Annotated in this window: 19 protein-coding genes; 14 read left to right on the forward strand and 5 right to left on the reverse strand. The window is 66.2% G+C overall.

The window, feature by feature from the left end; translation table 11 throughout:
• The first annotated feature begins 46 nt into the window (after positions 1–46).
• The 7 genes from lon (at position 47) to ACOAPY_RS14770 (ending at position 6,513) form a co-directional block, all read left to right on the forward strand.
• Entirely contained in the window at positions 47–2,434 is a 2,388-nt protein-coding gene (gene lon / locus ACOAPY_RS14740; protein WP_465153780.1) for an endopeptidase La, read from the forward strand.
• 91 nt (positions 2,435–2,525) lie between these two features.
• Complete coding sequence (locus ACOAPY_RS14745; protein ID WP_465153781.1) at positions 2,526–2,927, forward strand: protease inhibitor I42 family protein; 402 nt, start codon at positions 2,526–2,528, stop codon at positions 2,925–2,927.
• Between the two features lie 10 nt (positions 2,928–2,937).
• The gene (locus ACOAPY_RS14750; protein WP_465153782.1) at positions 2,938–3,129 is read left to right on the forward strand and encodes a hypothetical protein; all 192 of its coding nucleotides are present in this window, start codon (positions 2,938–2,940) and stop codon (positions 3,127–3,129) included.
• 96 nt (positions 3,130–3,225) lie between these two features.
• The gene (locus ACOAPY_RS14755) at positions 3,226–3,879 is read left to right on the forward strand and encodes a lysoplasmalogenase (RefSeq protein WP_465153783.1); all 654 of its coding nucleotides are present in this window, start codon (positions 3,226–3,228) and stop codon (positions 3,877–3,879) included.
• Positions 3,880–3,970: 91 nt separating this feature from the next.
• Positions 3,971–4,714, forward strand: coding sequence for a carboxy-S-adenosyl-L-methionine synthase CmoA (gene cmoA, locus ACOAPY_RS14760; RefSeq protein WP_237044705.1), 744 nt, complete (start codon positions 3,971–3,973; stop codon positions 4,712–4,714).
• Positions 4,714–5,682, forward strand: coding sequence for a tRNA 5-methoxyuridine(34)/uridine 5-oxyacetic acid(34) synthase CmoB (cmoB, locus tag ACOAPY_RS14765; protein ID WP_465156816.1), 969 nt, complete (start codon positions 4,714–4,716; stop codon positions 5,680–5,682). Before cmoA ends, cmoB begins: the two co-directional genes overlap by 1 nt.
• A gap of 72 nt (positions 5,683–5,754) precedes the next feature.
• Positions 5,755–6,513 (forward strand): substrate-binding periplasmic protein, encoded by a 759-nt coding sequence (locus tag ACOAPY_RS14770; protein WP_465153784.1) that lies wholly within the window; start codon positions 5,755–5,757, stop codon positions 6,511–6,513.
• On the opposite strand, the gene ACOAPY_RS14775 is transcribed toward ACOAPY_RS14770, so the two are convergent.
• Positions 6,514–7,347, reverse strand: coding sequence for a CvfB family protein (locus tag ACOAPY_RS14775; protein ID WP_465153785.1), 834 nt, complete (start codon positions 7,345–7,347; stop codon positions 6,514–6,516).
• Between the two features lie 172 nt (positions 7,348–7,519).
• Here ACOAPY_RS14775 and ACOAPY_RS14780 point away from each other — a divergent pair, with 172 nt between their 5' ends.
• The gene (locus tag ACOAPY_RS14780) at positions 7,520–9,721 is read left to right on the forward strand and encodes an LTA synthase family protein (protein WP_465153786.1); all 2,202 of its coding nucleotides are present in this window, start codon (positions 7,520–7,522) and stop codon (positions 9,719–9,721) included.
• Positions 9,722–9,815: 94 nt separating this feature from the next.
• Here the strand turns inward: ACOAPY_RS14780 and ACOAPY_RS14785 are convergent, their stop codons facing one another.
• Positions 9,816–10,955: a PQQ-dependent sugar dehydrogenase gene (locus tag ACOAPY_RS14785; protein ID WP_465153787.1), complete on the reverse strand. Its 1,140-nt coding sequence runs from the start codon at positions 10,953–10,955 to the stop codon at positions 9,816–9,818.
• Between the two features lie 100 nt (positions 10,956–11,055).
• Here ACOAPY_RS14785 and ACOAPY_RS14790 point away from each other — a divergent pair, with 100 nt between their 5' ends.
• Entirely contained in the window at positions 11,056–11,778 is a 723-nt protein-coding gene (locus ACOAPY_RS14790) for an rRNA pseudouridine synthase (RefSeq protein WP_465153788.1), read from the forward strand.
• A 6-nt stretch (positions 11,779–11,784) separates the two neighbouring features.
• Here the strand turns inward: ACOAPY_RS14790 and ACOAPY_RS14795 are convergent, their stop codons facing one another.
• Positions 11,785–12,510 carry a substrate-binding periplasmic protein gene (locus tag ACOAPY_RS14795; RefSeq protein ID WP_465153789.1) on the reverse strand — a complete coding sequence of 242 codons (726 nt, stop codon included), beginning with the start codon at positions 12,508–12,510 and terminating at the stop codon, positions 11,785–11,787.
• A gap of 137 nt (positions 12,511–12,647) precedes the next feature.
• Here ACOAPY_RS14795 and ACOAPY_RS14800 point away from each other — a divergent pair, with 137 nt between their 5' ends.
• Positions 12,648–13,625 (forward strand): zinc-dependent alcohol dehydrogenase family protein, encoded by a 978-nt coding sequence (locus tag ACOAPY_RS14800; RefSeq protein ID WP_465153790.1) that lies wholly within the window; start codon positions 12,648–12,650, stop codon positions 13,623–13,625.
• A 179-nt stretch (positions 13,626–13,804) separates the two neighbouring features.
• Here the strand turns inward: ACOAPY_RS14800 and ACOAPY_RS14805 are convergent, their stop codons facing one another.
• Complete coding sequence (locus ACOAPY_RS14805) at positions 13,805–15,139, reverse strand: DEAD/DEAH box helicase (RefSeq protein WP_076579263.1); 1,335 nt, start codon at positions 15,137–15,139, stop codon at positions 13,805–13,807.
• Positions 15,140–15,316: 177 nt separating this feature from the next.
• Between ACOAPY_RS14805 and ACOAPY_RS14810 the strand changes: the two genes are divergently transcribed.
• Genes ACOAPY_RS14810 through ACOAPY_RS14820 form a run of 3 tightly spaced genes read left to right on the forward strand, consistent with a single transcriptional unit; the run spans position 15,317 to position 17,003 of the window.
• Complete coding sequence (locus ACOAPY_RS14810; protein WP_021699210.1) at positions 15,317–15,970, forward strand: 7-cyano-7-deazaguanine/7-aminomethyl-7-deazaguanine transporter; 654 nt, start codon at positions 15,317–15,319, stop codon at positions 15,968–15,970.
• Positions 15,971–16,027: 57 nt separating this feature from the next.
• Positions 16,028–16,435: an anti-virulence regulator CigR family protein gene (locus ACOAPY_RS14815; protein WP_465153791.1), complete on the forward strand. Its 408-nt coding sequence runs from the start codon at positions 16,028–16,030 to the stop codon at positions 16,433–16,435.
• A gap of 25 nt (positions 16,436–16,460) precedes the next feature.
• Positions 16,461–17,003: a dihydrofolate reductase family protein gene (locus tag ACOAPY_RS14820; RefSeq protein WP_465153792.1), complete on the forward strand. Its 543-nt coding sequence runs from the start codon at positions 16,461–16,463 to the stop codon at positions 17,001–17,003.
• Here the strand turns inward: ACOAPY_RS14820 and rarD are convergent.
• The gene (gene rarD, locus ACOAPY_RS14825) at positions 17,000–17,896 is read right to left on the reverse strand and encodes an EamA family transporter RarD (RefSeq protein WP_465153793.1); all 897 of its coding nucleotides are present in this window, start codon (positions 17,894–17,896) and stop codon (positions 17,000–17,002) included. The genes ACOAPY_RS14820 and rarD overlap by 4 nt on opposite strands.
• A 261-nt stretch (positions 17,897–18,157) precedes the next feature.
• On the opposite strand from rarD, the gene ACOAPY_RS14830 reads away from it, so the two are divergent.
• Positions 18,158–18,922 carry a helix-turn-helix domain-containing protein gene (locus ACOAPY_RS14830; RefSeq protein WP_465156818.1) on the forward strand — a complete coding sequence of 255 codons (765 nt, stop codon included), beginning with the start codon at positions 18,158–18,160 and terminating at the stop codon, positions 18,920–18,922.
• The last annotated feature ends 61 nt before the right edge of the window (positions 18,923–18,983 follow it).

Genomic DNA, 18,983 nt, shown 5'->3' on the forward strand with positions numbered 1-18,983 from the left:
CACCGGCGCCTCGCCCCATCTAGCACCCCACAACCGAGGGTGCGCCATGAACGACCAGGACAACACGCCGGAAATTATCGAAGCCAAGACCAGTGGCCTTGCCCTGCCCGGCCAGAACCTGCCGGACAAGCTGTACGTCATTCCCATCCACAACCGCCCGTTCTTCCCCGCACAGGTGCTGCCGGTCATCGTCAACGACGAGCACTGGGCCGAGACCCTGGAACTGGTGGCCAATACCGAGCACAAGTGCTTGGCGCTGTTCTACGTCGACCAGCCGGTGACCGACCCACGCCACTTCGACACCGCCAGCCTGCCCGAGCACGGCACCCTGGTGCGCGTGCACCATGCCAGCCGAGGCGATGGCAAGCTGCAGTTCGTCGCCCAGGGCCTGAGCCGGGTGCGCGTTCGCGGCTGGCTCAAGCGCCACCGCCCACCCTACCTGGCCGAGGTGGACTATCCGCAAAGCCCGGCCGACCCGCGTGACGAGGTCAAGGCCTACGGCATGGCGTTGATCAACGCGATCAAGGAGCTGCTGCCGCTCAACCCGCTGTACAGCGAAGAACTGAAGAACTACCTCAACCGCTTCAGCCCGAACGATCCGTCGCCGCTCACCGACTTCGCCGCCGCGCTGACCACCGCCAGCCCCGCCGAGCTGCAGGAGGTGCTGGACTGCGTGCCGATCCTGCGGCGCATGGAAAAAGTGCTGCCGCTGCTGCGCAAGGAAGTGGAAGTGGCGCGCCTGCAGAAGGAGCTGTCCGCCGAGGTCAACCGCAAGATCGGCGAGCACCAGCGCCAGTTCTTCCTCAAGGAGCAGCTCAAGGTGATCCAGCAGGAGCTGGGCATCACCAAGGACGACCGCAGCGCCGACGCCGACGAGTTCCGCGCGCGCCTGGCCGGCAAGACCCTGCCCACCCAGGCGCAGAAGCGCATCGACGAGGAGCTGGGCAAGCTGGCCATTCTGGAAACCGGCTCGCCGGAGTACGCGGTAACCCGCAACTACCTGGACTGGGCCACCAGCCTGCCCTGGGGCGTGTTCGGCGCAGACAAGCTCGACCTCGGCCATGCCCGCCAGGTGCTGGACAAGCACCATGCCGGCATGGACGACATCAAGGCGCGCATCACCGAGTTCCTCGCCGTCGGCGCCTTCAAGGGCGAGATCGCCGGCAGCATCGTGTTGCTGGTCGGTCCGCCCGGCGTGGGCAAGACCAGTATCGGCAAGTCCATCGCCGAATCCCTCGGCCGGCCGTTCTACCGCTTCAGCGTCGGCGGCATGCGCGACGAGGCAGAGATCAAGGGCCACCGCCGCACTTACATCGGCGCCATGCCCGGCAAGCTGGTGCAGGCGCTCAAGGAAGCCGAGGTGATGAACCCGGTGATCATGCTCGACGAGATCGACAAGATGGGTGCCAGCTACCAGGGCGACCCGGCCTCGGCGCTGCTGGAAACCCTCGATCCCGAGCAGAACGTCGAATTCCTCGACCATTACCTGGACCTGCGCCTGGACCTGTCCAAGGTGCTGTTCGTCTGCACCGCCAATACCCTGGATTCCATTCCCGGTCCGCTGCTCGACCGCATGGAGGTGATCCGCCTGTCCGGCTACATCACCGAGGAGAAGCTGGCCATCGCCAAGCGCCATCTGTGGCCGCGCCAGCTGGACAAGGCCGGGGTGAAGAAATCCCAGCTGAGCATCAGTGACGCCGCACTCAAGGCGGTGATCGAGGGCTACGCCCGCGAGGCCGGCGTGCGCCAGCTGGAGAAACAGCTGGGCAAGCTGGTGCGCAAGGCGGTGGTGAAGCTGCTCGACGAGCCCGGCAAGCCGGTGAAGATCGGCCCCAGGGACCTGGAAAGCTACCTCGGCATGCCGCTGTTCCGCGGCGAGCAGGTACTGTCCGGCACCGGCATCATCACCGGCCTGGCCTGGACCAGCATGGGCGGCGCCACCCTGCCGATCGAGGCCACGCGTATCCACACACTCAACCGCGGCTTCAAGCTCACCGGCCAGCTCGGCGAGGTGATGAAGGAGTCGGCGGAAATCGCCTACAGCTACGTCACAGCCAATCTGAAGCAGTACGGCGGTGATCCGACCTTCTTCGACCAGGCCTTCGTCCACCTGCACGTGCCGGACGGCGCCACGCCCAAGGACGGCCCCAGCGCCGGCATCAGCATGGCCAGCGCCCTGCTCTCCCTGGCGCGCCAGCAGGCGCCGAAAAAGGGCGTGGCCATGACCGGCGAGCTGTCGCTGACCGGCCAGGTGCTGGCCATCGGTGGCGTGCGCGAGAAAGTGATCGCCGCGCGCCGGCAGAAAATCTTCGAGCTGATCCTGCCGGAAGCCAACCGCGGCGATTTCGCGGAACTGCCGGACTACCTGAGGGAAGGCCTCACCGTGCACTTCGCCAAACGCTACGCCGATGTGGCCAAGGTGCTGTTCGGCTAGCCATGGAGCAGCTCATCGCCGCCTGCAGCCCTCGCCGGCACCCGAAAGCAGCGGCTATGCTGTGCGGGTTTTCGATCGACAGGAGTCCGCCATGAACCGTGCCTATCGCCTGCTGCTGCCCTGCAGCCTCGCCCTGCTGGCCGCTTGCACCACGCAGCCCAAGCCCAGCGTCAGCGTTGGGGAAAAACAGCTGGGCCGTTGCCCGATGCAGCTGCACAGCGGGCAAACGCTGACCGTGACCCTGCCGAGCAACCCCACCACCGGTTTTCGCTGGGTGGTGGAGGACGCCGCGCCAGGTGTATTGCGCAGCCTGGGCCAGGAGGTCTACACCACACCGGAGAATGCCGGCGTGGTTGGCGCCGCCGGGCAGTCCAGCTGGCGCTACCAGGTCTACCAGGCGGGCGAAGGCCGACTGCTGATGCACTACCGTCGCCCCTGGGAAGTGGAAGTCGCGCCGGCCAAGACCGTCGATTGCCAGATCAGCGTGCGTTGAGGCGGATGCAGTGGCGCGGGTACGCCTCCCCAGAAACCTGGGCGACTGCGAAATCATCATCACCAAAGCAGGCAGCCCTGCGGTCTGGAATCGCAAGTCCGGTAAAAATCGATTTCTACTGGCCTGCCGCAATATCGAAGAGGCCGAGAAGGTGTTGCAGAAAATCAGAGCCAATGACGGACAGGAAGACATCTGGCTGTAGCCACTGACGCAATCAGCCACCCCTGCTGGCATGCCGCGCACTGCTGCCGGGTCTCTTGGTGGCCATACTGGCTGCAAACAACAAGAGAGTTCCGCCATGCGTCCATTGCTCCTGACCGTCGCGCTGGTCGGCGTCGCCCTGTTCCTCGTCGGCCTGCAGCTGAACCTGCCGTGGCTATGCCTGCTCAGCAAGCCGCTGCCGATACTGGCCCTGCTCGTCTGGCTGCGCGAGGCGCCAGCCGGAGGCTATCGGCGCCGGATCTCCATCGGCCTGTGCCTGTCGCTGCTCGGCGACATGCTGCTGCAGTGGCCGGCGGACCTCTTCGTGTTCGGCCTCGGCGCCTTCCTGCTCGCCCACCTGGCCTACCTGCTGGCCTATCTGGGTGATACCCGCCGCCTGGCACCCCTCGACCTGCTGATCGCCGCCCTGGCGGCCGGCGGTATGTTCTTCATCCTGGCCCGCGCTGGCCTGGGCCCGCTGTTGCTGCCGGTGGCGCTGTACAGCCTGGCCATCGGCGCCATGCTCTGGCGCGCCCTGGCGCGGGTCGGCGTGATGCCGCCGCGCTCGGCCTGGCTGGCGGCCGGCGGTGCGGCGCTGTTCGTGCTGTCGGACAGCCTGATCGGCATCAACCGTTTCGTCGCGCAGTTCGAGGGCGCGCGCCACGCCATCATCCTCAGCTACTGGCTAGGCCAGTTCGGCATCGCCGCCTCGGCGGTGGCACTGGCCGCCCCGCGCCAAACAGCGGCCTAGACTGGTCCAAGTAACCAGGGCGCCCATCGCGGTTGGGTTGGCGCCCGCTCTTGGCTAGAATGCCGGACTTTTCCGCCGTGAACCGACCGCCGTGAAACAGCAGCCCGACCGACTCTTCGCCCAGCCCCTGGACCAGGTGCCGGACTTCGTCTTCAACGAAGACGTGGCCAAGGTCTTTCCGGACATGATCAAGCGCTCGGTGCCGGGCTACCCGACCATCGTCGAGAACCTCGGCGTGCTCGCCGCGCAGTTCGCCCAGCCGCACAGCGCCCTGTATGACCTCGGCTGCTCGCTCGGCGCCGTGACCCAGGCCCTGCGCCGCCATGTGCGCAGCGACGACTGCCGGGTAATCGCGGTGGACAACTCGCCTGCCATGGTCGAGCGCTGCGCCGAGTACCTGCATGCCCAGGACGCCATGTTCCAGGAGCTGTTGCCGGTCGAAGTGATCGAGGCTGACATCCTCGCCCTGGAGTTCCAGCCTGCCTCGCTGGTGGCGCTCAACTTCACCCTGCAGTTCGTCGCTCCGGAACAGCGCCTGGAGCTGCTCACGCGCATCCGCCAGGCGCTGCTGCCGGGCGGTGCGCTGATCCTCTCGGAGAAGCTGCGCTTTGCCGATGAAGCCGAGCACGAGCTGCTCGGCGAGCTGCACCTGGCCTTCAAGCGTGCCAACGGCTACAGCGAACTGGAAATCGCGCAGAAGCGCAGCGCCATCGAGAACGTGATGAAGCCCGACAGCCTGGAGCAGCACCGCGAGCGTCTGCTGGCCGCCGGCTTCTCCAAGGTCGTGCCCTGGTTCCAGTGCCTCAACTTCGCCTCGCTGATCGCCCTGCCATGATGCTCTCCCGCCTAGACCTCGACGCCTTGCAACAGCAACTGGCCGGTACACCGCTGCAGGACTGGACCGCCGGCCTGCCCGGCCAGCTCGACGCCAAGCTGGCCGTCGGCCATGGCGACCTGGAGCGCTGGTTCGCCGCCGTCGCGGCCCTGCCGACGCTGCCCGTCGAACATGCCGAACTGCGCGAGGCACTGCGCCTGGAGGGCGCCTGCGACGAGGCGACCCGCGCCGCGCTGAAGACGGCCCTGCAGGGCCTGATCCCCTGGCGCAAGGGCCCCTTCGAGCTCTTCGGCGTGCACATCGACACCGAATGGCGCTCGGACTGGAAATGGTCGCGGGTGGCCCCGCACCTGGACCTGGCCGGCAAGCGCATCCTCGATGTCGGTTGCGGCAACGGTTACTACATGTGGCGCATGCTCGGCGCGGGTGCCGAGGCCGTGGTCGGCGTCGATCCCAACTGGCTGTTCCTCAACCAGTTCCTCGCGGTCAAAAACTATCTGCCGGATGCTGCCGCCTGGCACCTGCCGCTGGCGCTGGAGGAACTCCCAGCCAAGCTGGAAGGCTTCGATACCGTGTTCTCCATGGGCGTGCTGTACCACCGCCGCTCGCCCATCGACCACCTGCTCGACCTCAAGGATACGCTGCTGCGCGGCGGCGAGCTGGTGCTGGAGACCCTGGTGGTCGAGGGCGACGCCCAGCAGGTGCTGGTACCCGAGGACCGCTACGCGATGATGCGCAATGTCTGGTTCCTGCCCTCGGTGCCGGCGCTGGAGCTGTGGCTGCGCCGGGCCGGTTTCGTCGACGTGCGCTGCGTCGACGTCTCCACCACCAGCGTCGAGGAACAGCGCGCCACCGACTGGATGCGCTTCCAGTCCCTGCCCGACTTCCTCGACCCGACCGACCACAGCCGCACCGTCGAGGGTTTGCCGTCACCGACGCGAGCCGTGCTGCTGGCACGCAAGCCCTGATGGGCAGAAAGTCGCATTGCACTGCCGGCTGAATCGCCCACACTGATAGACAGACTCCGGTGGACTGCCTGCATGTTCCGATACCTGCCGCTTCTGGCCTGCCTTTTACTGGCCGTACCTGGCCGTGCGGAACAGGCGCAGCTGCAGTTTTTCACCGAGGAATACGCCCCCATCAGCTTCCTGCACAACGGCATCGCCGACGGCATGGCCAGCGAGCTGGTGCGCGCCCTACTGCAACGCCTGGGTGAGACGGCGAGCATCCAGGTGGTGCCCTGGTCGAGGGGCTACCACATCGTGCAACGCACTCCCGGCACCGCATTGTTCGTCACCATCCGCACGGCGGAGCGAGAGCCACACTTCAAATGGGTAGGCCCGATCATGCTGGCGCAGGATGCCTACTACGGCCTGAAAGGCTCCGGACTGAAGATCGACGACCCCAGGCAACTGCATGACGTCGGCCCCATCGCGGTGCCGCGCAACTGGTTCACCTACCAGGAGCTGAGCGCCGCCGGCATGCCCAACCTGCTCGGTGTAAACGAGCCCGAGCAGATGTTTCGCATGCTGCGCCATGGCCGGGTGAAACTGATCGTTGCCGACAACATGAGCTTCTACGCCCGCGGCGAGGCGGCTCAGCAGGTCGATGGCCTGGTCCCGGAGGATGTCGAAGTGGTCTACCCCTACCGCAGTTCCGAGGGTTACATCACCTTCTGGCCGGGTACCGACGACGCGGTGGTCCGGCGCTGGCAGGCAGCACTGGACGCGATGAAGGCCGACGGCAGCTTCAGCCGCATCTACCAACGCTGGCTGCCGGGCGCCCAGGAGCCGCGCTAGTCAGACCAGTTCGATACGGTCTTCGTGGATGCGGATCAGGCCCTGCTTGAACAGCCCGCCGATGGCCTTCTTGAAGTTGCCCTTGCTCACGCCGAAAGCCTTGCTGATCACCTCCGGCGGGCTCTTGTCGGACAGCGCCAGGTTGCCGCCGGCGTCGCGCAGGGCGGTGAGAATCTGTTCGGACAGCTCATCGCGCGCCTGCTGACCGACCGGTTGCAGGCTCAGGCTGATCTTGCCGTCGGCTCGCAGCTCCTTGATGAAGCCCTTCTCCTGGGAACCGCCGCGAAGGAACTTGAAAACCTCGTTCTTGTGGATCAGGCCCCAGTGTTGACCATTGATAATGGCCTTGAAGCCCAGATCGGTCTGTTCCACCACCAGCAGATCGACTTCCTGGCCGACCTGGTAGTTGGCTGGAACCTTGTCCAGATAGCGGTCCAGACGCGCGGTAGCGGTGATGCGCCGGCTGCGGTCAAGGTAGACGTGCACCACGCAGTAATCGCCGACCTGCAGCGGGCGCTTCTCCTCGGAGTGCGGCATCAGCAGGTCCTTGGACAGGCCCCAGTCGAAGAACAGGCCGATGCGGTTGATGTCGACCACCTTGAGGCTGGCGAAGCCGCCGACCTGCACCTTGGGCTTCTCGGTAGTGGCGATCAGGCGATCTTCGCTGTCCAGATAGACGAACACGTTGAGCCAGTCGCCCACCTCGCAAGGCTCGCCCTTGGGGATGTAGCGCTTGGGCAGCAGGATCTCGCCATCGGCGCCGCCGTCGAGGTAGAGACCGAAGTCGGCCAGCTTGGCCACCGGCAGAGAGTTGTAGCGCCCGATCAGAGCCATGTTCGTCACCCAATTCGAAGAGGCGGGCATTCTACACCCCGCGAGACAGCCGGTTACATGCGCCACTGGCATCTAGCACAGGCATGTTTCAGAATCATGGCACGCCGCAACTTCGGCCGGTTCCACCTGTCTGAATGACACGGACTCTCGCTGCCTTATCTCAGGAGCTCCTGTGCGCCCTTCCAGCCATTGGCTGCCTTACCCCGCCGCGTCGCTTGTCGCGCTCGGCTCGCTGTACCTGCTCCTGCCCCTGGCCTGCCGTTACTGGCTGGGCTGGTCGAGCTGGCCCGGCTATGTCTCGGACCTCGGCATCGGCAGCCTGCTCCTGCTGCTGAGCTATCGCCGCCCCCTGCTGGCTGCACCGCTGGCCGTGGCCTGGGCGCTGATGCTGCTGGGCAATGCCGAGCTGGTCAATGCGGTGGGGCGCATGCCCGAGCCCAGCGACCTCAAGTACCTGAGTGATCCGCAGTTCGTCAGCCAGTCCACCCAGGGCAGCGGTATCCGCTATCCGCTGCTGGCAGGTGCGCTGACCGTCGCGGTGCTGGCCTGCCTGCTGCTCGGCCGCCGCCAGGGGCCGAGACTGTCTCGCTACGCCTACGCGCTGCCCGCCTTTCTGCTGCTGGGGCATGCCGCCGACCAGTACCTGGCGCCCAGCGAAAACGACCAGTGGCAACTGTTCAACCTGCCGCACAAGGTCCTCGCCGAAAGCACCAGCCGCGCCCGCGTGGCCATCGAGGACTGGTACGCCGGCGAAGAATCCGGCCTGCCGCCGGACATCGACGGCCTGACCAAGCTCGACCTCTCCGGCACCCCGCTGCTGCCGGGTGGCGGCAAGGCACGCAACGTGCTGATCGTCACCCTCGAAGGCATCCCCGGTGCCTACATCGCCAAGAATCGCCAGCTGATCGGCAGCCCCTATGCGGAAGACCTGATGCCGCGCCTGAGCCAATGGGCAGAGCGCAGCATGACCACGCCGGACTATGTGCTGCACAACCACCAGACCATTCGCGGCCTGTACGCGATGCTCTGCGGCGACTACGAGAAACTGGACTCCGGCACCCCCAAGGGCGTCGAGCTGCTGACCAGCGAGACCCGCAACCAGCAGTGCCTGCCGCACCAACTGGGCATGATGGGTTTCCGCACCCACTTCCTGCAGGGTGCCGGCCTGCGCTTCATGGCCAAGGACCAGATCATGCCGCATATGGGCTTCCAGCAGACCCATGGCCGCGACTGGTTCAAGAACAAGCCCTACCTGGAGTTCCCCTGGGGCATGGACGACAAGGCCTACTTCGAAGGCGCGCTGAAATACGTCCAGCAACTGCGGCAGAACCAGCAGCCATGGATGCTCACCCTGCTCACCGTCGGCACCCACCAGCCCTACTCCGCGCCCAAGGCCTATCTGGAGCGCTATCCCACCGCCAAGCAGGCTGCCATCCGCTACCTGGACGACGCCGTGGCCGACTTCCTCGCCGGGCTGGAAAAGCAGGGCGTACTCAAGGACACCCTGGTGATCGTCACCTCCGACGAATCCCACGGCCTGGAGAACGTGCGCCTGGCCTCGGCCTGGGGCTTCAACCTGGTATTCGCCCCGGAGGGCGACAAGCTGCCGGCGGTTAAACCCGGGGTGTACGGCCATGTCGACCTGACCGCCTCGGTGCTCGACTACTTCGACCTGCCGGTGCCGGACAATATTGCCGGACGCTCGCTGTTCCGCGACTACGCCACGCCGCGCGAGATCATGTCCTACACCAACGGCCTGCTGCGCCAGCACGACGGCAAGGTGTTCACCGAGTGCACCTTCCAGCAGGTGTGCCGGCGTTATGAAAGCACCCGCTTCATCGCCGCCGAATCCCAATACCTGGGGCGGGTTACCGGCCGCCAGGCGCGCCTGGTCAGCCAGCGTGCGGACCTGCTCGACCAGTCCATTACCGGCGGCCAGATCGGCCAACGCTACCAGTTCGCCAACCGCGAACGGATCGACCTCAAGCCCGAGTCGCGTGACGAGTGGGCGGACAACCTGATCGGCGCCCAGTATCTGGAAATGCCCAAGGGCACCCGTACCCGCGTGACCCTGAAGATCGAGGCCGTGCGCCTGGATCGCAACGGCGCGGCCCTGCGCCTGCTGACCAAGGAATTCGACCGCGACAACAGCCTGGCGATACCGCCGCTGCCACAGCTCAAGCGCGGTGAAAGCATCCAGCTGAGTTTCGACTTCGACAACCCGGAAACGCGCAAGGCCTTCTCCTTCCATCTGCTGGGCGAAGGCCACGGCGCCATCCGCATCAGCGACTTCAGCGTGGTCACCGAGCCATTGCCGCCCGAACTGGTGGCGGCCCAGGAGCCGGAGTCGGCCATGGAGGCCGCAGCGCACTGAACCGCGGCCTGCTCTTCCCCTCTCCCGGGGAGAAGGACCGTAGCCCGGATGCAATCCGGGGAAAGCACCGCCTGCATCCCCCCCTGGTCAGTCCCTATCGGCCTGAGACCAGGCCCAACCGAACCAGCTTGCCGTCCGGTGCATCGGTCAGCAGGTAGAGAAAACCATCCGGCCCCTGGCGCACATCGCGGATGCGCCAGCCCCGGTCCTGCAGCAGACGCTCCTCATGCACCACCTGATCGCCCTGCAGCTGCAGGCGAATTAGCGCCTGCCCCGCCAGCGCCCCGATGAACAGACTGTGCTGCCAGGCCGGAAAGCGCTCGGCGCTGTAGAAGGCCATGCCGGAAACCGCCGGGGACTTCTCCCACACATGATGCGGCGGCTCGGTGCCGGCCACCGTCGCGCCCTCGGCCTCGGGAATCGGCAGGAAGCTGTAATTGATGCCATGAGTTGCCTTCGGCCAGCCGTAGTTGCGCCCCGCCCGGGGGATATTGATCTCGTCGCCGCCGCGCGGACCATGTTCATGCAGCCAGAGCTGGCCACTCCAGGGATTGAGCGCCAGCCCCTGCGGGTTACGGTGACCATAGGACCAGATCTCCGGGCGTACGCCCTCGCGGCCGACGAAGGGGTTGTCCGCCGGTACGCCACCGCCCAGCTGCAGGCGCACCAGCTTGCCCTGCAGCTTGTCCAGCTGCTGCGCGGTGGCCCGCTGGTTGTTCTCGCCCAGGCTCACGTAAAGCTGGCCATCAGCACCGAAGGCCATGCGCGAGCCGAAGTGGATGCCCTCGGAGAGCTTTGGCAGCTGGCGGAAAATCACCCGGAACCCCTCCAGCGCGCTCAGGTCCTCCTTCAGCCGACCATAGCCGACCGCCGTGCCGGCCCGCTGCCCCTCGTCGTCCGCCTCGGCGTAGCTTAGGTAGACCAGGCGATCGGTGGCGAAGCTTGGCGACAGCGCGATATCCAGCAACCCGCCCTGACCACGGGCGAACACCGCCGGCACGCCGCCCAGCGGCGGATGCAGGCGCCCCTGGACATCCAGCAGGCGCAGACGCCCGGGGCGCTCGCTGATCAGGCAGCCCTGCCCCTCCGGCAGGAAGGCCAGAGCCCAGGGATGCTCAAGACCACCGATCACCTCGGTCAGCTGCAATTCGCCCAGCTCGCTGCGCTCGGCCATGACCGGCGGAGTCAGCGCCAGCAGGCTCGTCACGGCCAGCGCCAGCAGTGCTCGTTTCATCGTCGTTATCCCGATCCGTCGCTAACCTTGTAGCGCAATCCCGGCAAAGCCCCCAGGCCGGGTACAATGCCGTTCATTTCCCGATGTGACACCCACCACCATGACCGAAGCCGAACGCCTGTCCAAACGCCTGATCCAGCTCACCTCCTGCTCGCGGCGCGAAGCCGAGCTGTACATCGAAGGGGGCTGGGTCACGGTGGACGGCCAGGTGGTGGAAGAACCCCAGCACCCGGTAACCCACGAACAAGTGGTGCTGCTGCCCGGCGCCAAGGCCGAAACCCAGTTACCGGTCACCCTGCTGCTGCACAAGCCGGTCGGCCTCGGTTGCGGCCTGGGCGCCAACTCCACCCAGCAGCTGCTCAGCCATGCGCACCACTGGAGCGAAGACCCCAGCGGCATCCGGCCGCTGCAGCGCCACCTGCGTCGCCTGGAGCTGCTCACCCCGCTGGAAACCGACGCCAGCGGCCTGCTGGTGTTCAGCCAGAGCCATGCGGTGCAGCGCCTGTTCAAGGAAAAAGGTGCGGAGCTGGAACAGGAATACCTGGTGGATGTGGCCGGCAGCCTGGACGAGAAAGGGATCAAGCGCCTGAGCTTCGGCTTCAGCTACAAGGGCACGACCCTGCCGCCGTGCAAGGTCAGCTGGCAGAGCGAAACGCGGCTGCGCTTCGCCATCAAGGCGGTACAACCGGGGCAGCTGCGCTACATGTGCGAGCACGTCGGCCTGCAGGTGCTGGGCATCCGTCGCCTGCGCTTCGGCCGCACCGGCCTGGCCAAGGTGCCGGTGGGCCAGTGGCGCTACCTGGGACTCAGCGAGAAGTTCTGAACCCGCTCAATAATCCGCGTAGCGCTGCTCGATGCGCGCGTATTCGCCGCTGGCCCGGATCGCCGCCAGGCCGCGATCGAAGCGATCACGCTGCTCGGCCAGGCGGAAGCCGACACTGTAGGCCGTCGGCGGGAACAGCATGTACTGGGTCACCGGCTGACGGATATCGACCTGATCGGCGACCTCGTGGTTGAAGTACCTCAGGATGCGCGGGTCGCCAACCACCAGATCAATGCGCCCGCTGTACAGAAGGCGATTGCGGTTGATCTGCTGCGCCTCCTCGCGGTAACGCGGGTTGGCCTCGGCCATGGCCTGAAATGCCGGCCCCAGCAGAAAACGGGCGCGCTGGAAGCTGCTGATCGAATAATCGTGCAGATCCGCGATGCGGGTAATGCGATAGCCACGCGACGACAGTGCCATGACCACGTTCTGACAACGAATATAGGGCTCGGAGTAGAACGCCTCGATGCCGCTGTAGGGATTGGTGGTGGCAATGCCATCCAGATCACCACGACTGAGGGCCAGGTGCAGGCGCTCCATCGGCGCGTGGTACACCTGCGGCTCATCCCCGGCAGCACGCACCGCCGCCGCCACGATGTCGTACTCCAGGCCACGGTGCTCGCCCTCGAACACATAAGGCGGCTTGTGCGTACCAAAGCCCACGCGCAAAGACTCGGCCTGTAAGACGGGCGCCAGTGTCACCAGCAGCCACGGCCAGACGCGTCGAAACATGCAGTTCCCCCTGTCAGTCTGCCAAGCATAGGCGCTGCTCGCGAATGGGTGCTATCACTCGCGGATATGCCGGCCGATTCATCCGGTGGCAGCCTCTTGCGGCTAGACTCAGCGCTCTCAGCCGATGGAGAACTGCCATGCTTAAAGCCGAATACCAACACCGCGGAAAAGTTCCGCAGGACGTGATCGAAGCGGTCAAGCTGGAGCTGCCGCCACTGGCCGCCGGCCAGGCTCTGGTCAAGGTACTGGCCGCGCCGATCAACCCGTCCGACGTGCTCACCCTGACCGGCGAATACGGCATGCTGCCGCCGCTGCCGGCCATCGGCGGCAACGAGGGGGTCGGCCGCGTCGAGCAGCTTGGCGATGGCGTCAAGCACCTCAAGGTCGGCCAGACCGTGCTGCTGCCGGTGGGCTGCGGTACCTGGGTGACCCACCTCAACGCCCCGGCCGACAAGCTGATCCCGCTACCGGATGCCGACCCGCAGCAGCTGGCGATGATGACCATCAACCCGCCGACCGCCTCCTTGCTGCTCAGCCAGTTCGTCGACCTGCAACCCGGTGACTGGGTGATCCAGAACGCCGCCAACTCCGGCGTCGGCGGCTACCTGATCCAGCTGGCCAAGCTGCGCGGCTTCAAAACCATCAACGTGGTGCGCCGCGAGTCGGCGGTGGCCGGTGTCCAGGCCGAGGGCGGCGACGTGGTGCTGGTAGACGGGCCCGACCTGCACAAGCGCGTGCGCGAGGCCACCGGCGGCGCCAAGCTGATGCTCGGCATCGACGCCATCGGCGGCCCGGCCACCGACCACATCGCGGCCTGCCTCAGCGAGGGCGGCACCCTGGTGAACTACGGTCTGATGAGTGGCCAGCCGTGCCAGGTGTCGGCAGCCTCCTTCGTGTTCCGTGACGTAACCCTGCGCGGCTTCTGGCTGGCCAAGTGGTTCCAGAAGGCCACCCCGGCCGAGCAGATGAAGGTGTTCGGCGAGCTGACCCAGCTGATCGCCAGCGGCAAGCTCAAGGCGCGCATCGCCGCCACCTACAGCGTGGCGCAGATCAAGGAAGCGGTGGCCGCGGCCGCCAGCGGTGAGCGTGACGGCAAGATCCTGATCGTGCCCTGATCGGTTCGAGCCAAAAGAAAAAGGGGGCCTGCTGGCCCCCTTCTCGTTTCACCGCTGACCTATATGCTCCCCTCTCCCACCTGTGGGAGAGGGGCTGGGGGAGAGGACAATCCAGCTACGCCCCTCTCCCCAACCCTCTCCCCAACCCTCTCCCGTAAACGGGAGAGGGGGCAACATCCTCATTCCGCCGCCGGCTTCTTGCGCTTGAGCGGGGCCATGCCGTCCTGGCTGACCAGGGGCGCCGCCTTGGGTGCGTTGGCGCGCCGCTTGGGTGCGGTCTTGGTGGCCGATTTCTTGGCCCCGTCCTTCTTGTCGGTCTTTTTCTTCTTCACGCCGACCGCCTTGCCGGACGCCTTGACGTTCTTCGGCCCCTGGTAGCTGCCCTTGAGCTCCTTGATCACGCGGCGCTCGAAGCGCTGCTTGAGGTAGCGCTCGATGCTCGACATCAGGTTCCAGTCGTTGTGGCAGATCAGCGAAATCGCCAGGCCGCTGGCGCCGGCGCGGCCGGTACGGCCGATGCGGTGCACGTACTCGTCACCGGAGCGCGGCATGTCGAAGTTGATCACCAGATCGAGGTCGTCGATATCCAGGCCACGGGCGGCCACATCGGTCGCCACCAGCACCTTGCTGCCGCCCTGGCGGAAGCGATCGATGGCCAGCTTGCGGTCCTTCTGGTCCTTCTCGCCGTGCAGCACGAAGGCCTTGTAGTCCAGCGCGACCAGATGGCCGTAGAGACGGTCAACCTGGGCGCGGGTGTTGCAGAAGATCATCGCCTTGCGGTGCGGCTCGTTGGACAGCAACCACTGCACGAGGCGCTCCTTGTGCATGGCATCGTCGGCCGTGATGATCTGCTGGACGGTGGTCGCACTGAGCTGGTCGACGCTGTTGAGCTTCAGATGCAGCGGCTCGCGCAGCACCTTGGCGATCATCTCGCGCAGCACCTTGCCGCCGCCGGTGGCGGAGAACAGCAGGGTCTGCTGGCGGTTGGCGCACTCATGGGTGATGCGCTCGATGTCCTCGGCGAAGCCCAGGTCGAGCATGCGGTCGGCCTCGTCCAGCACCAGCACTTCGACACCATTGAGCTTGAGGCTGCCGGCGTTGAGGTGCTCCATCAGCCGGCCGGGGGTAGCGATCAGCAGGTCGGGCTGCTTGCGCAGCAACGCGGCCTGCTCCTTGAAGTCCTCGCCGCCGGTGACCAGGCCAGCCTTGATGAAGGTGTACTGGGAGAAGCGCTCGACCTCCTTGAGGATCTGCTGGGCCAGCTCGCGGGTCGGCAGCAGGATCAGCGAACGCACGTCGGTGCGCTGCTTCGAGCTGGCATCGCCGAGCAGACGGTTGAGCAGCGGTAGCAGGAAGGCCGCGGTCTTGCCGCTGCCGGTCTGCGCCGTAACCCGCAGGTCGCGTCCCTCCAGCGCCGGCGGAATGGCCGCCTGCTGCACCGGCGTCGGCTCGGTGAAGTTCAGCTCGGCGACGGCCTTGAGCAGGCGTTCATGCAGGGCGAATTGGGAGAACACAGGGGCTTACCTCGGCACGGAAAATCGGAAACAGCCGCATAGGTTACCGGTTGTCGGGGCAAAAGAGCGTATTTGATCGAATTTTGTACAAATCCTGGCAAACGGATAGAATGCGCGCCGCCTGCCATCCCGGCCGGCATGGGTTCCCTAACCCCATCCCCAAAAAAGGTAGCCTCCATGCTCGTTTCGCAGACCGCGCACCAGCGTTCGGCCCTGGCCGTGCTGATCGCCTTCCATATCCTCATCATCATCGCCAGCAACTACCTGGTGCAGCTGCCAATCACCCTGTTCGGCTGGCACACCACCTGGGGTGCCTTCAGCTTCCCGTTCATCTTCCTGGCCAGCGACCTGACCGTGCGCCTGCTCGGCAAAGGTCCTGCGCGCCAGGTGATCGCGCGGGTGATGATTCCCGCCCTGCTCGCCTCCTACGTGGTCTCGGTGCTGTTCCAGGAAGGCGCCTTCCGTGGCCTGGCGGCGCTGGGCGAGTACAACGAATTCGTCCTGCGCATCTCGGTGGCCAGCTTCCTCGCCTACGTGCTCGGCCAGCTGCTCGATATCCAGGTGTTCGACCGCCTGCGCCAGCTGCCGCAGTGGTGGATCGCGCCGACCGCCTCGACCATCCTCGGCAACCTGCTGGACACCTTCGCCTTCTTCTCGGTCGCCTTCTGGCGCAGCGACAACCCCTTCATGGCCGAGCACTGGGTGGAGATCGCCACGGTGGACTACGGGGTCAAGCTGGCCGTCAGCCTGATGCTGTTCGTGCCGCTGTACGGCATGCTGTTGCGCGCCATACTGCGAGTGCTGGACCACCGCAGCCGCGCGCTGGCCTGAGGGAACGATCGGGCACGGCCGCACTCGAAACCTGTACCCCGTACCGGAGAAGGCCCCATGTCCCGTACCCTGTCGCTTGCCCTGATCGCCGCCACCCTCGCCCTCGGGCTGAACAGTGCCGGCGCCGCGCCCAAGCATGACAAGCACGACAAACACGGCGGTGAAGGTGACGATGTCACCGTCGACCTGCGCGGCCCGAGCATCGACATCGGCCGGGTACGCATCGTGCTCGGTGACAACCGCGAGCTGATCGGCCCGGCGCAATCGCTGCCGCCGGGCATCCGCAAGAACCTGGCGCGCGGCAAGCCGCTGCCGCCGGGCATCGCCAAGCGTTTCGACAACAGCCTGCTCGGCCAGCTGCCGCGCTACGACGGCTACGAGTGGCGCCAGGTCGGCACCGACGTGGTGCTGGTGACACTGGCCACCGGGTTGATCTACGAGATCATCGAGAACGTGCTGGACTGATCCGCGGCTGCACCGGGGCGCTCACATGAAGCCGCAACTGATCTACTACGTCGCCGCCAGCCTCGACGGCTACATCGCCCGCCCCGACGGCGCCGTGGACTGGCTGCAAGCCATCGAGGCCAAAGGCGACGATCATGGCTACGAGCAGTTCTACCAGGGCATCGACGGCCTGCTGATGGGCCGCGCTACCTACGACATGGTGCGCGGCTTCGGCAGCGCCTGGCCCTACCCCGGCAAGCCCTGCCAGGTGCTGGCGCGCCATCCGCTGCAACAGCCACCAGCAGATGTCCAAGGCCGCCACTGCACCCCCAGTGAGGCCCTGGAAGAACTGGCTGCGCGTGGCTGCCAACGGGTCTGGCTGGTCGGGGGCGGCAGCCTCGCCGGCAACTGCCTGGCCGCCGGGCTGCTCGATGAACTGCTGGTCAGCGTCATCCCACACCTGCTCGGCGCCGGCATCCAGCTGTTCGCCGGCGGCCTGGAACAGCAGCTGAGCCTGCAGGCGCACCGGCTGTTTCCCAGCGGCGTCGCCCAACTGCACTACCGGGTGTTGCGCGAAAGCGCCGACTAACCCAGCTGCCGCGCCTGCTTGCGCAGCAGGCGCGCGCTGTCCCAGCCTATCAGCAGCACCGCCAGCCAGATCGGCAGGTAGGTCCACAGCTGCTGCGGCGAGAAGGTCTCGCCGAGGAACAGCACGGCAACACCGAACAGCAGCACCGGCTCCACGTAACTGAGAATGCCAAACAGCCCCAGCGGCAACAGGCGGCTGGCCGCCATCATCGCGCCGAAAGCCAGGGCGCTGAGCAGCCCCAGGCCCGGCAACAACCACCACAGCTGCGGCGCCTGCTCGAACACCGCAGGTGGCCCATAGGCATGGATCAGCCAGATGCCCAACGGCGCCAGCACCAGCATCTCCAGGACGAAGCCGGACAGCGCGTCCAGCTTCATCCAGCGGCGCAGCATGAAGTACGGCGGATAGCCGAGCGCCGCCACCAGGGTCACCCAGGAGAAGGCCTGGGTCAGCCACAGCTCATGCGCCACGCCGAGCAGCGCGCACCCCACGGCAAGGCGCTGCAGCGGGCGCAGGCGTTCGCCATAGAACAGCCGGCCGACCAGCACCATGGCCAGCGGCAGCAGGAAGTAGCCAAGCGACACATCCAGCATCCGGCCGGCCAGCGGCGCCCAGACGAACAGCAGCCACTGCACGCCCATCAGCGCCGCCGCCAGCGGCAAGGCGAGCAGCAGCAGCGGCTCGCGCCGCAGGCGCACGAAAGCGGCGCCGAGTACCTGCCACTGGCGGGCCATGGCCACCAGCAGAAGGACCGCCGGAATCGACCAGAGGATGCGCTGGGCGAACACCTGCAGGCCGTCCAGCGGCGCCAGCTCGCGCACGTAGCCGGGAATCAGGACGAACAACACCGACGCCGCCACCGACAGCGCCACACCACGACCCGACAACTGCACTGTCGCCTCCGACCACCCGACTCAAGGTGCGCTATGGCAACACAGAGCGTTCAATATTTCAAACACAGAAGACGAATTTATTGCCCATACACCTCACGCCGACCTGCGCGTCGCTGCTGCACACCGCCGAAAAAACCTTAGACTCTCAGCTCCGTGCCAACCCATCCCGCCGAGTCCAGCGTGCCTTATCCCTACGCGCCATCGCCCGTACCAGCCTCCGCCACGATAGAGGAGTTCTGGCGTGAACCGGCCCTGCCATACATGGAGAGCCGCCGCGCCTGCCACAGCCGAGCCTGCTACAAGCCGCACAGCCATCCGACGTTCTCCATCGGAGCGGTAGACGAGGGCCACAGCCTGTTCAGCAGTGCCGGCGACCAGCCCGTCGCCTTGTACCCCGGCACGCTGGTATGGGTACCGGCAGCACGTGTTCACGCCTGCAACCCGGCGAGCGGAACGGCCTGGAGCTACCAGATGCTGTATCTGGATGCTGAGTGGATGCAGGCACTGCGCCGCGAGTCGGCGCTGGGCCCGGTGGCTCCTGACGAGCCGGTGCGGATCATCGCTGAACCCGCACGCTATGCCCGCTTCTGCCGGCTCAACGCCCTGCTCTTCTCCGATGCCGCCGCGGCGGACAAGGAGGCCGCGGTGATCGAATTCATCGGCGACTTCGATGCCACACACGCGCACGGCATCGAGGTGCCTGGCCCCGACGCCGCGCAGGCCGACCGACTGCGGGCGGCGTTCGACCGCTTACAGCGCTCGCCGGCGGCCGATGTCTCACTGCACGAGCTGGCGCAGTTGAGCGAGATGAGCCGCTACCAGTTGATCCGCACCTTCCGCGCCATCACGGGCATGACGCCACATGCCTGGCAGCTCAACCTGTGCATCAACCTCGCCAAAGAGCAACTGCTGAAGGGCGCGAGCCTGGCGGACGTGGCCTACGGACTGGGCTTTGCCGACCAGGCGCACTTTCAGCGGGTATTCAAGGCCTACACCGGCATTACCCCCGGACGCTTTCGCGCCTAGGTCTGCAATTTTCTTCAATACTGGGCAGGGCCACGACTGACACGCTGCGAAAAACATCGAG

The organism is Pseudomonas stagnisoli (assembly GCF_048595745.1).
Taxonomy (GTDB): domain Bacteria; phylum Pseudomonadota; class Gammaproteobacteria; order Pseudomonadales; family Pseudomonadaceae; genus Aquipseudomonas; species Aquipseudomonas alcaligenes_A.

Bases quoted from the DNA above. Each gene is read 5' to 3' on its own strand.
- lon (WP_465153780.1), top strand. From the start codon at position 47: ATGAACGACCAGGACAACACGCCGGAAATTATCGAAGCCAAGACCAGT.
- cmoB (WP_465156816.1), top strand. From the start codon at position 4,714: ATGCTCTCCCGCCTAGACCTCGACGCCTTGCAACAGCAACTGGCCGGT.
- ACOAPY_RS14830 (WP_465156818.1), top strand. From the start codon at position 18,158: ATGGAGAGCCGCCGCGCCTGCCACAGCCGAGCCTGCTACAAGCCGCAC.
- ACOAPY_RS14745 (WP_465153781.1), top strand. From the start codon at position 2,526: ATGAACCGTGCCTATCGCCTGCTGCTGCCCTGCAGCCTCGCCCTGCTG.
- ACOAPY_RS14800 (WP_465153790.1), top strand. From the start codon at position 12,648: ATGCTTAAAGCCGAATACCAACACCGCGGAAAAGTTCCGCAGGACGTG.
- ACOAPY_RS14790 (WP_465153788.1), top strand. From the start codon at position 11,056: ATGACCGAAGCCGAACGCCTGTCCAAACGCCTGATCCAGCTCACCTCC.
- ACOAPY_RS14810 (WP_021699210.1), top strand. From the start codon at position 15,317: ATGCTCGTTTCGCAGACCGCGCACCAGCGTTCGGCCCTGGCCGTGCTG.
- ACOAPY_RS14755 (WP_465153783.1), top strand. From the start codon at position 3,226: ATGCGTCCATTGCTCCTGACCGTCGCGCTGGTCGGCGTCGCCCTGTTC.
- ACOAPY_RS14770 (WP_465153784.1), top strand. From the start codon at position 5,755: ATGTTCCGATACCTGCCGCTTCTGGCCTGCCTTTTACTGGCCGTACCT.
- ACOAPY_RS14795 (WP_465153789.1), bottom strand. From the start codon at position 12,510: ATGTTTCGACGCGTCTGGCCGTGGCTGCTGGTGACACTGGCGCCCGTC.
- ACOAPY_RS14785 (WP_465153787.1), bottom strand. From the start codon at position 10,955: ATGAAACGAGCACTGCTGGCGCTGGCCGTGACGAGCCTGCTGGCGCTG.
- ACOAPY_RS14775 (WP_465153785.1), bottom strand. From the start codon at position 7,347: ATGGCTCTGATCGGGCGCTACAACTCTCTGCCGGTGGCCAAGCTGGCC.
- ACOAPY_RS14815 (WP_465153791.1), top strand. From the start codon at position 16,028: ATGTCCCGTACCCTGTCGCTTGCCCTGATCGCCGCCACCCTCGCCCTC.
- ACOAPY_RS14820 (WP_465153792.1), top strand. From the start codon at position 16,461: ATGAAGCCGCAACTGATCTACTACGTCGCCGCCAGCCTCGACGGCTAC.